This window comes from [Clostridium] colinum (genome assembly GCF_940677205.1).
In the GTDB taxonomy this organism is placed as follows: domain Bacteria; phylum Bacillota; class Clostridia; order Lachnospirales; family CAG-274; genus Tyzzerella; species Tyzzerella colina.
Window position 1 is genome coordinate 1213658 of record NZ_OW712331.1, and the last position, 14167, is coordinate 1227824.

Below are 14167 nucleotides of genomic sequence, written 5' to 3' on the forward strand. Positions count from 1 at the left end.
AAAATATACCGATATTAAATTATATATATTAAGGAGGTGATATTTTGAATATAAACAATCAAAATATATTAAATAATACACTTTATAATAATTTAATAAAAAATATGGATATTTCAAATGAAAACTTAGTAACTGAAACATTAGAAAATATAAATACAAATATTTTAAATAATAAAATTAATGAAACTTCTTTTTCAATTTCTGATGAAGAATTAAAAATATTATTATCTAGTATTAATCAACCTATAAATAAAGAAACTTTAAATCAAATTAAAGCATTAATTCAAAATGGTCTACCAGTAAATAAAGAAAATGTTCAAAATATGATTAGAGCTATGAAAATATTTAAAGAGTATCCTTTAGAAAAATCTTTATTTTTAATAAAAAATAATATAACTCCTACGCAAAATATGTGTAAACAACTAGATAATTATATATCAAAAGATATAAGTATAAATAAACAGATAGAAAATATATTATCTGATATAGAAAATATAGATAATAATCAAGATATTTTAAAAAATATATTTAATGGAACAAAAATTGAAGGTTATATAAAAGAAAATAATAATATATTAAAAGATATTAAATTACAACTTTGTAATGATATTTTAAAAAATACTAATTTTAATAAAATAAATAAATATTTAGAAGATATAGTAAATTTAAATAAAAATAATTCAAATATTAAACCATCGATAGATAAAACTATATTATTAAATGAAATTTTAGATGATATATTACCAGAAAGTTTAATGTTCCAACCTAGCAAATTAGAAAATCTAAAACAAATGCTTAATTTTGATAATGTATATTTACCTACGTTTAATAATAAAAACTTAACTAATATATTTGACAATCCTTTAAGTAAAGAAAATTTAAACAAATTACAAAACGATATTTTTAATATAATTAAATCTGATAATAAGCAAATTTCTAAAATAAAAGATTTATTTGATAATATTGAAAATACTAAAAATAAAATTAAACACTTTAATTTTGAAAATTCCTCTACAGAAGATTTAAATGATTTTTTTAAAGACTTAGATACTATCTCTAAAAACATAAAAGAAAATATGCCTAATATTACTGAGAATAAAAACGATAACATATTAAAAAATTTAGAAAATTTAAATAAAAATTTAGAATTTATGTCCAATATAAAAGATAGTATTTTTTTACAAATACCTTTAAATATTAATAATTTTTCTACTACTGCCGAGCTTTATGTATTTTCAGATAAAAAACATAAAAAAAATAAAAATAAAACTGATAGCGGTTCAGCTTTAATATCACTAAATTTAGCATATCTAGGAAAACTAGAAGTATATATTAATAAACATAGTAAAGATATTAATTGTCAATTTAGGTTAGAAAAAGAATATTCTAAAAATATGATAAGAGATAATATATCTTTATTAGAATTATATTTGAAAGAAAAAAATTTACAATTAAAAGAAGTTTCTTTTCATAACTTAGATGAAAGTTTTACATTAATAACAAATAATATTAATAATGTAAATAATACAAAAAATAATAATATAAAAATAAGTAATTTTAATGCAAAGGCGTAGCATAATTATTATTACAAAAATAACTTATTATTGATGATTTTTAATAAGTTTAATTCATAAATCATCATAGTAATTAAATTTAATAAATAATTAATTAGTAAAAAAATAGAAAAATTTATGGGTAGGTTTATGTATAAATATAAAAGGGAGCAAAAGCTCCCTATTTTTCTTCATCAACCTCGTTAAAGGTATCAACTACACTATTAACATTTTTATCAATCATTTGATTAGCAACTTCAAGACCTTTAATTAACCATTTAGGAACAAGATAGCCTTTATCAAGTTCTACCATATTTTCTAAAATACTTCTAAATTCATTTATTATACAATGAGCAAGTATAAACCAACCAATAGATAACATTATATGTAAATTTACACCTATCACTTCACCTATTTTTTGAAAAGTAATACCAAGACCAAACCCCATAGCTATTAGACACCATATTAAAAACTTTTTAATAAAGCCTTTCATTGCTTGTCTTGAGCTTTCTTTTTTTAGGTATCTAGCTTTCATTACTCCAGTTGTATAGTCTATTATATTTAAGCCTAGTAAAAATATAAATAAAAACCAAAAATCACCTAAAATAGCCGATAATATACCTGTTATTGTAGATATTATATAATTTACTTTAGTTTCAAAAATATTCATACTAACACCTACTTTTTAAATATTTTATCTAAAATAGATTGTTTTAGTTTAAAAAATATACTGTTATTAGTTTCATTATATCCTGTTTCAAAGCCTAAAAACTCTGCTAAGTCTCTAACTTTTACAAAGTTAAAGCCACCACTATTTATAGCTTTAACAGTAGATTTTTTGTTATTTACTTCTACACTAACATTTTGCAATATATCTTCTAAATTAGTTATTTTTGTTTTATCATCATATTTAATATTTTTGTTTAAAAGTTCGGCTAAGTCTCTTATTTTTATAAAGTTTTCGCCTTTTTCATTTATTACAGTAAATGCTTTTGTTTTACCATTATAGCTATAATTTCTAGTTACAAACATATATTTATCAACTTCCTTCCAAGTCTTTTTAAAATTTTCAGGTGTTCCATATTTTTTAGCAAGAGTTGTTGTATTTCCATATTTAGTAAACTCTATATGTGGTTTGTCGGGAAAGCCTTTCCAATTTCCACCCCATTCAAACCCTAATTTAACGGCTATACTTCCTACCTTTGCAAACCAATTGTCTGTATCATTATATATACCTTTTCCATCATTTCTGTAAATATCAAAAGCCATACCCCAGTTATGATTGCTATATGGATATTTAGCATTTGTTACTATATTACCTGGCTTTGTTCTACCTTGTGCATATAGGTCATTTTGCTCTTTTTCTGTCCTAAAAGTTTGACTAATTCCAACTATCAACCCATTTTTTTTACATTCTTCTAAAAATTTAGGAATTATAGTTTGCACCTCTGGGTGTAGTAATGTTATATCTCTACTCATATTAACTCTCCTTAATCTGTTATACCTTTAGTTACTGGATTAATAATATTATTCCATAAAGATACTAATGCAAGGCCTAAAACATAAGGATTTTTAAATGCATTTAATGCTAAATTAAATAAACTATCCCAAGTTGTTAAATCTGCTCCATTCATTCCAAAATACGCAAGTATAGGCGTAACAATAGCTAAAAATGTATTTACCCAAAATATAGGATTTTTAAAACGTTTTTTCCAATCCATAAAATCATCTCCTTATTATCTTTGTAAAGTTTTAATTTGTTCTAAAATTTCATTAATTGCCCCAACAATATTTTTGCTTTTAGTGTTTAATGAATTATCTTCTTTAGCTTGCTTTTTTTCATCTAAAACAATAGTTTTATTTAATGCTAAATCGGCGTTATTATATGCATTATTAGAAGTCGTATATACTGTTTTTACTGCTGTGTTATTATCACTTATGCTATCTGTTAAAATGTTTAAAAAGTCCCCCAAAATAATTTCATTATATGTGCCATTAATAGGGTTATAAGCATAACTAATAACTTTAGCTTTTTTACTAAAGTTCATTTTTTGATTATATATAGTTACTATATCTCCAAGTTTAATATCTTCTAAAAATTGAAATTGTTCATATTCTTCTGTTTGAGACAATAACACAAAATTTATTTTTATATTGATAGTTGGTGTATCAACTGTTTTTAAAAATTTTTTTGCCTTTTCTTTTAAAGTAGTTATATCTTCTGCATCACTAAATTCTTGAGTTTTTATTTTAGGGTGTAAATAATTATCTAAATTTTCACTATCTACAACAGTACTTATTCCGTCTTTACCATATGCATATAATCTAGTAGCTACATTAGAATAATCTTCATCAACATTTAAACCGATTAAATTTTTACCATATCTAATAGTAAATCCTTTATCCATTCCTAAATTTTCTAAAATATTAATATTGAAATTATCTCTCAATATTTCTCCACCAAAACTTTGAATAAACTTTGGCTTTTCTGCATCATTACCCAATAATGCCGATATAGGATTTTCTTTTTCTATAATAATACTGCCACTTTTATTTAAATTTGTTTCAAAAATAAAATTTGTTGCGTAAGAGAAATTATTTTTTATAGTATTTAAAACATTATTAGCGGTACCACTTGTAGATATATTTGAAATATAGTTATCTATCAAATCGTAAAAAATATGATTAGCGTATACTGTTATATCATCAAGTGTAGGATTTGTTCTATATATCCTAAAAGCTTGACGACCATTAGGAGTATTAGCTACTATTATGCGTTCATTTTCTAGTAATTTATATTTTTCTAAATTGTCATATGCGTGTGTTAGCTGTAATGTATACATACCGTTCAATTCTTCATTTACTATACATTCTGTCGGCAACAACACTCCTAAGCCTAAATTATCAAAATTAATTGTATCTTTTTCATAAATAGTTATTAAATTCATTTATTTATCATCTCAACAAGCTCTGTATATTGTTCTAAAGTTATTCTTTTAAAATTTAGAAATAAATCAAGTCTTTTTAGCATATCTTCTTTTTCGTATTTATCAGATTGAATTATTATTTTTGAACTTTCATATGTACTCATTATTAGTTACCGCCTTTCATTGAGTTTATTTCTTGTAAACAAGTTAAATAATCTAATTTATTTAGTATTTCAGCATTTGCTTGGTCTTGCATTGTTATTTGTGTGTTATTATTTTCTTCTTTTATTAAATTAAGTTCGGGGTTACTATCTATTTCTATATCCGATATAAGATTTTTTGTAATAGTACCATTATCATAATACGTTATTAAATATCCATCTTCTTCAAACTGTTTTTTTACTTCCATATTCAATCTCCTAATCTAATGTATAATGCATTTCTATATCCGAAAAATCCTTTCCACCGTCATTATCTAGTCTTTCTACTATTACTCGTATGTTTCTTTCAAATCGTAGTGGATAATGTAAAAGTGTACCTAATATTGAATGGGTATATGGTTTATATGTTACATTAAATACTCTTTCTTTAGGTGATAATGGATAAAAATTTTCTTGTGGTATTAATCTAAATTCTCTATCTGTATAGGTATCTGTTAAATTACCATTATATTTCCATCTACCATAATATTCTAATAAAGGATAATATCTAGTTAACATTCCAAAATATGAACCATTCGTTATTGTAGTAATATTATTTTTATCATAATCTGGAACATATCCAATTAAATTCTTTTTAGTAACTATACCATACATTGTAAAAGGTGATGAATCTCCAGTTGGTTTATGAGTAATATCATATTTAAAGATTGTTTTGCCGTCTATTTCTAACTCTAATTTAAATCTTCCTCTACTTGCATATGTATGACAATTATATAAATATCCAGCCCCGTTAACTTCTGCTAGTACTTTTCGGCTATTTAATTCTAATTTTGGATACCTCATACATTCAATTATAAAATCATAACTTCGGTCATCATACTTAACCAAATTTGTTAAATTATCGAGTTTTTGTCCTAAACTACCAACACTATTTTTTTCACTAAAGTCAATTAAGTATTCTATTTGTTCGAATAGTGTGTCTTTTTGAATTTCTTCGCCTTTATCTCCAACTGTACCTATTTTCTCTAAGATTTCCGATATTTGCGTTCTAGCTTCATAAATATCTTGAAAAAGAACTACCAAGGCCCCATATTCGTTGGTACTTTCTATTGCTTTGTCGTTTTTTAAACTTTTTGTTACAAAAATATTAAAAATATTTGTACTTAAAACTTGCGTTTCTTCATTGTTGTAAATAATAATTTGACAATCTAATTTACCACATACTGCTAATGTTTGAGAAGTAAGTTCGAATTGAACACGGCCATTAATTGCATCTGTTATTTGTCCGATATTGAATATTTCTTTCCCATCACTTTTGTTTATATAAATACGTACTTTATGTCCTGTAAGGTCAATAGCAACACCATTATCAAATAAATTTACATCAAGATAACGACTAAATATATCATCTTGAACTGCTGTAATAATGCCTTGTACTTCCTTATTTATTTCAATATCTAATTTATTGTAAGTCTTTGCCATTTTGAGCCTCCTTTAATAAAATATTTTTTTGTTTTTTATATTTATATTTTTTATTTAGATAAGTATTGAAGCTCTAGTACACATTTTATATACTCTAAATCTATTATAGTTTGTGCTTTAAATAGTTCATTTTCATTAATATCTAAATATTTTTCTTTTGAGATTTTAACAATAATACCATTTTGAAATTCTTGTACAATTTTACCATTTTCTTCATATTCTTTTATAATTTTATTCAAAACTTCACCTGCTTTATAAAATATTTATTTTAGCTATTTTAGTTGCATAAGAAGGAGTTAGACTTATTTTTTTGTAACCTAAACGTATATTGGCATTATACTGGTCTTGGATAAATTCTCCGATTTCTAAATAATTTAACTGGATATTATTTATAATGCTATTTATTTCGATATAAAAAGCAAAAGTAATAGATTTTAATCCGTCTTCATAATTTTCTTTTATTTTATTAAAATCTATATCTTTTACTTTAGATATATCTATACCATTAGTTGATATGTTGTTTAATTCTTCTATTTCAATTGTATTTTTTTCAAAGTCATATTTATAAAATAATTCTTGTTTATTAAACTTCATTAAGCATTTAACATTTTTACCATTAATTGATAAAAAGTTAAAACGTTCCACCATTCTTAAATCAATAGGGTTAGTAATAACTGTTTTACTCTCTATTTTATAACCATTAATATTCAATTTTTTAATATTTTCATCTTTAAAAATAATATTAAAATTATTAAATTTATCGAGAGGTACAAATGTATCTTGCCCATATTTTACTTCTTTTGTTAATAGTGATAAATCAAAACTTTTTTCAAAATTTAAAGTTTCAATCGGATTAAATTCTTTAGAATTTGTATTCCAGAATTCTTCGTTTATGGAATAATATTTATTGTCCATTTTTATCAAACAATCTTGTGGTGTCCAAGCATATTCTCCAGCATATAGTCCTATTTTACTTCTATCAATAGTAGGGTCTGTTATATTATAAACGTCATCTAACTCTGCTATAATACCTATTTTATTATTTTCGTTTTCTAAAAAACTACTTTGACATTCGTATACGCACTGAAATTTACCATAATTTCCATAACTTTGATTATTATTATAAAAAGTAGTACCTCTTAATAAGCCCGTATCATTATTTTGCACACAATATTGAATTGTACTGGTATCTAAATCTCCATAGAATTTACTCCAAAATCCATATGTCACGCTTGGAATATCTTTAAATAGTATATTTTTCAAATGTAAATTACAGTTTGCTCCTAAAAAATTTGTAGGGTCATAATCAAGATTTGTCGTTATTGTAAATTTGTATAGGTGCACATTAAAACTTTGAGTACCATTCCCATAATTATCATTTAAGCTTTTATCAAATATAACAATAGTATCAATTCCTTTACCGATAAGATATAAATTTTTAGAAGGAGCTCCCGTAAAAATAATTTTTTTAGATAATAAATATTCGCCTTTATCCAAATAAACTGTAACATCATCATTATAAGATTTATCGATTTTTTCAATACAATAATCTAATGTCTTGAATGGTTTAAAAGTGGTTCCAGCATTTTCTTCATCAACACCTAATTTTGCGTCAATATAATATTCAATCATTTACATTCCTCCTGTTATTTTTAAAATTTTAACAAAATTATCTTTATTAATGATTTCGCTTTCGCCATTTACAATATTTAAAGTATATAAATTTTGTATTTTAATCCCTTCGCTAGATAAAATATTTTCAATATCTAAATTAAAATTACTAATAGAAACTTCAACTTGTTTTTCATTTTCTAATTTATAATATTGAACAATACTTTTATGGTTAATATTTTCGGAAGAAATTTCATATTTTGTGCCTGCAACCACATCTTTCAAAATTACTTGCAATATATTAGGATTACCCTCTTCGCTTCCAATAACATTAATTTTAGTTTTAAGTCTGCCTTGAGTATCAAATTCAAGAGTGCTATTATCTATTTTAACAGATATATTATTATTCTGTATATCAATACCGTTGCCCGCTAATAATTCGATAGTTGCGTCGCCTGGGTAATTTCTCAATTTTCCTAATAATTTCATCAGTACTATTTTCTATTTTAGCATTTAAGATAATAGTTTGTTCGTCAATTTTGGTATTGATTTGAGAAAAATCTCCACTGCCGCCACTACTATTCTTTACAAATGTTATAATTTTTTCTAAAGCTTCAAAAATAGTATTTATAGAATTTTCTTGAGAAATTTCTCCAGGGACACCTATTACTTCAACTACATTTGTTAAAAATCTACTTGCCTCAACCACGTTTTCATACATTAAAATTAAGGCCCCATATTCGTTGGTACTTTCTATTGCTTTGTCGTTTTTTAGGCTTTTACTGACTAAAATATTAAATTTTGGACTAGTTAATAACTCGCTTTTATTTTTAATTATTTTTTCAATAGTTACTTCACATTCTATTATGCCAGGATTTTCAAGAAATTCTGTTGTTAAAGCAAATTGAACACGACCATTAATTGCATCTGTTATTTGCCCTATGTTATAAATAAATGAATTAGTTGTTGTTTTAGGACAAGGTTCCTTTGCTGGTGGTTTATTCGCGTAAATTTTAACAACACAATCTGTTAAATCTATTGCTATACCTTTATTTTGTAATTGCATATCAATATATCTTGAATTTTGGTCACCTTGAACTGCTGTAAGTAGTGATTTAACTGTTCCGCTAAAATCTAAATTTAATTTTGAAAATATCTTTGGCAATTATAACCACCTCCAGTTTGGTATTATTTCTAATTTATTTACATTACCTGTAAAATCTATGATATTTTTGCCAATATTCAATTTAGGAAAGTCAAAATTGTTATACTTATTATTTTGATTAACATTATCTTTGTAAACTTCTAAAAAATCACTATTTATAGTGATATATTCATCTATATTTTTTATTACAAAAGTGTTATCATTTATTTTTAAATTTACATCTCCAGCTCCATAAATAGTAATTACTGGTAAACTTTCAACAGTACCAATATTATTAATGATTGTTTTTTTATTTATTTCTATATATTCATTTTTAAAATTAATAGATTTTTTTAAAGGTTGTACTTCAAATATGATTGTAAATTTTGGGAATAACCAAATCACATCACTAATTGATATTGAGTTCTTAATACAAGCGTTATAAATTTTATCTTTTTCTTGAGAGATAATAAGGTCTCCAAATCCATTAAGCCAACTTGTTATTTTGTCGATATTTTTTTTATTTTTTAAAGTGTTTATACAACAAGTAATGGAAAGTGTATAGTTGTTGTAAGTTTTTTGGTCTATGTATAAATTATTACTTCTTCCTGGTATGTTAATTGTTTGTATATTTCTTTCTGGCTTAATAATTTCCGGAAATTGTATTATTTCTAGCCCCATATCCTTACTATTTATTCCATTAAAAATAAAATAATAATCATTCAACCTACACACCTCCAAATGCTAATTCTCTTTGTTTTTGATAAAAACTGAACTCTTGCAACATAGTTTTTACATCCATATTGTTTTTAAGCTCTACACCGCTAATGTTTACAACAAAGTCCCCTTGATTATTAGTTATATTATTGCTAGACATTGAGTTTGTAACATATTGAGAAGAACGAGGTATCATACTATTAGTAGCGTTACTAATAACACCTTGAATATTCGGAATTTGTTGTTTAAACGCGTCTATAATACCTAAATTTTTAATCGTATTCAAAATACCTTTTTCACCGTTTTCTATACCTTTTACAAGTCCCTCATCTAGCATTTCTCCTAACCATTCTGTTTTGCGACTAGGACTATGTATATCTAAAGCTCTTTGCATTTCATCAATAATATCATTAGCAAATTCGCTAACTTGAGTTTTTATATTTTCCATTCTTGAAGTTAAACCATTTTCAAACCCAGTTATAGCCATTAACCCTATTTTATTTAATTCTGCTGGTAAAATTTTTAAAAGTTTATCGATAAATTCTTTTTGTAAATTAGTTATTTGTGATTTTAAAAATTCAATAATATAATTTGTGGTTTCAGTAGCGTTTGAAATTAAAATTCCTTTAATCTCTACAAAACTTTTTTGAATTTGCTGTATTAGTGTTTTTTGCATTTCATCAATTTGTTTAGAATCTACGGCTTCTAAATCAAATGGATTAATACTTGTATATTGATTTTCTAATTGATTCGACTTCTCTTTTATTTGTGTGCTAGCTTCATCATACGGCGATACAAGACTATCGACTAATTCTCCACTTAAAGAATCAACACCGACAACTGTACCTTTTACTAGCATTTTACCTATTTCATCTCTAAATACCCTTGAAGGAGAATGTATTCCAAAAAATCCTTTTACATTATCCACAATTCCGCTACAAAAATTTTTTAAAGTATTATAGATTTCGGAACCCATACTTTTGATACCCTCTATTAAGCCTCTTATAAGGTCTTTACCAGCGTTTAAAAATTCTTTAGGAAATTCTAAAACAGTCTTAACCATTTCTTTACCAATATCAAAAACGGCCTTTACAATACTTATAGTAGAATTTATAATACCCTCTATTAATGCTAAAATTAACTGTATTCCAGCATCTATTAATTTAACTCGCATTGTAGGGTCTTTAAAAGCTAAAACAAGCTTTGTAATTATTACTGGTACTTTTTCCAACAATAATGGTATTGCATCAATTAACCCAACTGCTAATGCTAATATCAATTCTATAGCAGCATCTATTATTTTATCTAAATTATCCATTAAAGCGTCAACAATAGTTAATATAGCTTCAACCGCTGCTGGAATAAGTTCTGGTAATGTTTCTACTAAACTGTCAACTAAAGCTAATATAATATCTATACCTGTGTTAACTATTAATGGTAAATTATCAATTAAACCATTAACTAACTGCATAAGAATTTCACTGCTATTTTTTAAAATAATAGGTAAATTTTCAGTAATACCTTTAGCTAAATTTTCAAGCATTTTTTTACCAGATTCTAATAAAGTTGGTAAATTTTGAATAAGTCCTTCTTGAAAATTTATTATTAAATTTGCTGCCGTTTCTATGAATTGTGGTAAAATCTCAAAAATACCATTAATTAAACTAGTTAAAATTTGTGAACCAGCTTGACCTAGTTGACTAGAATTTTCAGTTATTCCTTGTAAAAAATTCAATATAAACTGTGTCGCTATTTCTATTAATTGTGGAGCTTTGGCTGCAATATCTGTTAATACTTTAGCTAAAATATCACTAAGTGAATTAAGTACACCCTCAAATCCACCCTCATCAAATGCTTTTTGAAGTTCTGTTACAAGTCCTATAATATACTCAGTCACTTCTTTTAATGGTTCCTGAATACTTTCATAAATTTTTAATTGCAAATTTTCTAATTTAGAAGAAAGCTCTTTAAGTCGCCCTTGTAGATTATCACTCATAATATCAGCCATTTCAGCGGCGGCGCCACTACTATCATTAATAGCTCCTGTTAGTTTATCAAAATCAGCTTGACTTGCATTAACTATAGCTAAAAGTCCCGACATACCCTCTTTACCAGCTAACATCTCAGCGTATTGAGCCTTTTCTGCCTTAGTCAATCCATTAAAGCCGTCTCTTAATTGAAGCATTACATCATTAAATGGTAACATATTACCCTCAGCATCTTGTATATTAAGTCCTAGTTCTGCCATAGCCTTTGCTGAGTTTTTTGTAGGGCTAGCTAAATTAGTCATTAAAGTTCTTAAAGCTGTACCGCTACTACTAGCTTTTATACCAGCATTAGCCATTAAACCTAAAGCTACAGAAGTATCTTCTATGCTATAACCTAATGCTCCAGCGACCGGAGCAACAAATTTAAAACTTTCTCCGAGCATAGATACATTTGTATTTGCATTACTACTGGCAGCCGCCAAAACATCTGCAAATCTTCCGCTTTCTTTAGCTTTTAAAGTAAAGGCTGTTAGTCCGTCTGTAACAATATCCGATACCATTGCCAAGTCTTCTCCAGAAGCAGCCGCTAAATCCATAATGCCACCGATACCGCCAATCATTTGTTCTGTTTTCCAACCAGCCATTGCCATATAATTTAATGCTTCTGCACTTTCTGTTGCACTAAATTTAGTGGACGAACCCATTTCTAAAGCTGTTTGTTTTAATTTTTCTAAATCTTCAGTGCTAGCTCCACTTGTCGCTTGTACCTTACTCATAGCACTTTCAAACTCTTTACCTACGTTTACAGAAGCTGTACCTAAACCAGCTATTCCAGCACTAACTCCACCTATAGCTTTAGTTGTGGCTGAAAAAACAGTTGACGTTATTTTACCTAAACCAGCTATTCCAGATTTGAAAGTTCCTTGTAAATTATTTAAACCAGTCTTTAATCCAGTATCATCTAACTCAACACCTATCTTTACACTTCCGTCATTAGCCATTCATTCACTACACCTCCTTTTTAGCAAGTTCTTCAACCTCTTTAAATCGTTTATTGATTTTATCTCGAATATTATTATGGTATTCGGTCGTTGTCATAACTTCTTTTTTGTCATCTAAAGAGTATATTTCTTTCATTTTTTTGTAAAATTTCTTTTGCTCTTTATCCATTTTAGAAATATCAATACTACGATATTGAATAATCTTTGTTAACTGGCAATTATCGGACAAACTTTGTAATAAACTTTTGAATTTATGCCAATGTAAATAATCAATATCATATAAATCAATGTTATATTCTTGTAAAAAAGCTGAATAAATATATTTTTCATCTTTTTCAAAATCAAACACCTTTTCAGTTGATATTCCAGAACTTTTATTTGTATTATTTTCATATGCAAAAAACTCTATCACCTGTTTAAATGTTTCATCAAGATGATTAATTTGAAAGTCCAAATTAATTTCAAGAAAAAAAGAGAGTAATTTATAAAAACTCTCTTCATTATCTTTCAATTGTTGTATTAGTTTTTGGAATTTAAGCCATATCCTAAAATCAGTAGCGATTTCATATTCATTACCATTAATTTTAATTGTGTTTTGTAAATTGAACATTACTTTTTACCATTAACTTTTTCATAAACCTTAACAACTTCACTTATGTTAGTATTTTTAAATATATTATTTATTCTTTCTTGTTCTCTTTTTGTAATTGCATCTTCTAACGGCTTTTCATATTCCAATTTTACATAGAAAAAGAATAATTCAAGCTCTTTTGTGTCAATTTCTTCAAAAGAATTCCCTTGTAATATTTCCAAAAGTTTTTCTTCTGTTAATAATTCTGCTAAAAATTCATAACATTTTTTTAAAACTACTATTCTTGATACTTTTCCTAAAATTAAATCTTTATTAAGTCTTTCTATTTCTTCTATTTTTTCTTCAAAGATTATTGTAAATTTAGGTAATTCAATATTTTTATTTTTAAAGTTCATAAGATTTATCTCCTTTACCAAGTTTTAATGACATAACACTAGGACTTTCTATATCTTTAAGCGTTTTTTCTTTATCTGTAGTCCAATCAAAAGGAACCGGCTTATCTCCAACCTTTGAAAGGTTAATGACTACTTCAGCTTTTGAACCTGCATCTCCACTTCCATCATTTTCAATCATAACTGTAGCACGTCCTATTTCTCCTTTTCCTGTTAGAATATTGAAATATGCATATGGTACAATTACTTTTTGTCCAGTTCCGTAAAGCATTTCAAAACTAAGACAAAAATCTTGAAAAGGGTCTCCAAAATATCTATCAGCTGTAATGCCCATAGTTACTTGTGTTCCTGTTTTTGTTGTAGAATCTCCGGCTCTTAAATATGTACTTGTTTCCTCCTTTGGATTTAAACTTCTCTCAAATCCCTTTACGCCAAATTGAGCAACTATATAATTTTTAACCGGTGTTGTACTTTCAGTCGCACCATCTTCAGTTGTATCTATAGCTAAAATATAGTCATCTGAGTTTGCAAAACCTTTGTAGCTTGCATTAGGTGTATATTTGCCCATAATCTCATTAAGTGTCATTGTTGCTGCCATT

The 14167-nt window shown here is 26.0% G+C and carries 17 protein-coding genes; 1 reads left to right on the forward strand and 16 read right to left on the reverse strand.

Annotated elements, in window-relative coordinates; translation table 11 throughout:
* The first annotated feature begins 44 nt into the window (after positions 1 to 44).
* Entirely contained in the window at positions 45 to 1574 is a 1530-nt protein-coding gene (fliK, locus tag NBW53_RS06025; RefSeq protein ID WP_250277354.1) for a flagellar hook-length control protein FliK, read from the forward strand.
* Positions 1575 to 1734: 160 nt separating this feature from the next.
* Here the strand turns inward: fliK and NBW53_RS06030 are convergent, their stop codons facing one another.
* The 16 genes from NBW53_RS06030 to NBW53_RS06105 are packed head-to-tail and all read right to left on the reverse strand — an operon-like array spanning position 1735 to position 14166.
* Positions 1735 to 2223 carry a phage holin family protein gene (locus NBW53_RS06030; RefSeq protein ID WP_250277355.1) on the reverse strand — a complete coding sequence of 163 codons (489 nt, stop codon included), beginning with the start codon at positions 2221 to 2223 and terminating at the stop codon, positions 1735 to 1737.
* A gap of 8 nt (positions 2224 to 2231) precedes the next feature.
* Positions 2232 to 3032, reverse strand: coding sequence for a M15 family metallopeptidase (locus tag NBW53_RS06035; protein WP_250277356.1), 801 nt, complete (start codon positions 3030 to 3032; stop codon positions 2232 to 2234).
* An 11-nt stretch (positions 3033 to 3043) separates the two neighbouring features.
* A complete protein-coding gene (locus NBW53_RS06040) occupies positions 3044 to 3274 on the reverse strand; it encodes a phage holin (protein WP_250277357.1) in 231 nt (76 codons plus the stop codon).
* Between the two features lie 15 nt (positions 3275 to 3289).
* The gene (locus tag NBW53_RS06045) at positions 3290 to 4501 is read right to left on the reverse strand and encodes a phage tail spike protein (RefSeq protein ID WP_250277358.1); all 1212 of its coding nucleotides are present in this window, start codon (positions 4499 to 4501) and stop codon (positions 3290 to 3292) included.
* Positions 4498 to 4644, reverse strand: a complete 147-nt coding sequence (locus tag NBW53_RS06050; RefSeq protein WP_250277359.1) for a hypothetical protein — start codon at positions 4642 to 4644, stop codon at positions 4498 to 4500. The genes NBW53_RS06045 and NBW53_RS06050 overlap by 4 nt, the downstream gene beginning before the upstream one ends.
* 2 nt (positions 4645 to 4646) lie before the next feature.
* Positions 4647 to 4889 (reverse strand): hypothetical protein, encoded by a 243-nt coding sequence (locus NBW53_RS06055; protein ID WP_250277360.1) that lies wholly within the window; start codon positions 4887 to 4889, stop codon positions 4647 to 4649.
* A 10-nt stretch (positions 4890 to 4899) separates the two neighbouring features.
* Positions 4900 to 6123, reverse strand: a complete 1224-nt coding sequence (locus tag NBW53_RS06060; RefSeq protein ID WP_250277361.1) for a BppU family phage baseplate upper protein — start codon at positions 6121 to 6123, stop codon at positions 4900 to 4902.
* A 50-nt stretch (positions 6124 to 6173) separates the two neighbouring features.
* A complete protein-coding gene (locus tag NBW53_RS06065; RefSeq protein ID WP_250277362.1) occupies positions 6174 to 6362 on the reverse strand; it encodes a hypothetical protein in 189 nt (62 codons plus the stop codon).
* 13 nt (positions 6363 to 6375) lie between these two features.
* Entirely contained in the window at positions 6376 to 7755 is a 1380-nt protein-coding gene (locus tag NBW53_RS06070) for a hypothetical protein (protein ID WP_250277363.1), read from the reverse strand.
* A complete protein-coding gene (locus NBW53_RS06075; protein ID WP_250277364.1) occupies positions 7756 to 8205 on the reverse strand; it encodes a hypothetical protein in 450 nt (149 codons plus the stop codon).
* On the reverse strand, positions 8150 to 8899 hold the full coding sequence (locus NBW53_RS06080) for a BppU family phage baseplate upper protein (RefSeq protein WP_250277365.1): 750 nt from the start codon (positions 8897 to 8899) through the stop codon (positions 8150 to 8152). The genes NBW53_RS06075 and NBW53_RS06080 overlap by 56 nt, the downstream gene beginning before the upstream one ends.
* Positions 8900 to 9604 carry a distal tail protein Dit gene (locus NBW53_RS06085; protein ID WP_250277366.1) on the reverse strand — a complete coding sequence of 235 codons (705 nt, stop codon included), beginning with the start codon at positions 9602 to 9604 and terminating at the stop codon, positions 8900 to 8902.
* Position 9605: 1 nt separating this feature from the next.
* Complete coding sequence (locus tag NBW53_RS06090) at positions 9606 to 12584, reverse strand: phage tail tape measure protein (RefSeq protein ID WP_250277367.1); 2979 nt, start codon at positions 12582 to 12584, stop codon at positions 9606 to 9608.
* A gap of 7 nt (positions 12585 to 12591) precedes the next feature.
* The gene (locus tag NBW53_RS06095; RefSeq protein ID WP_250277368.1) at positions 12592 to 13194 is read right to left on the reverse strand and encodes a Gp15 family bacteriophage protein; all 603 of its coding nucleotides are present in this window, start codon (positions 13192 to 13194) and stop codon (positions 12592 to 12594) included.
* Positions 13194 to 13571 (reverse strand): hypothetical protein, encoded by a 378-nt coding sequence (locus NBW53_RS06100; RefSeq protein WP_250277369.1) that lies wholly within the window; start codon positions 13569 to 13571, stop codon positions 13194 to 13196. The genes NBW53_RS06095 and NBW53_RS06100 overlap by 1 nt, the downstream gene beginning before the upstream one ends.
* On the reverse strand, positions 13561 to 14166 hold the full coding sequence (locus NBW53_RS06105) for a phage tail tube protein (RefSeq protein WP_250277370.1): 606 nt from the start codon (positions 14164 to 14166) through the stop codon (positions 13561 to 13563). Before NBW53_RS06105 ends, NBW53_RS06100 begins: the two co-directional genes overlap by 11 nt.
* Position 14167 lies beyond the last annotated feature (1 nt).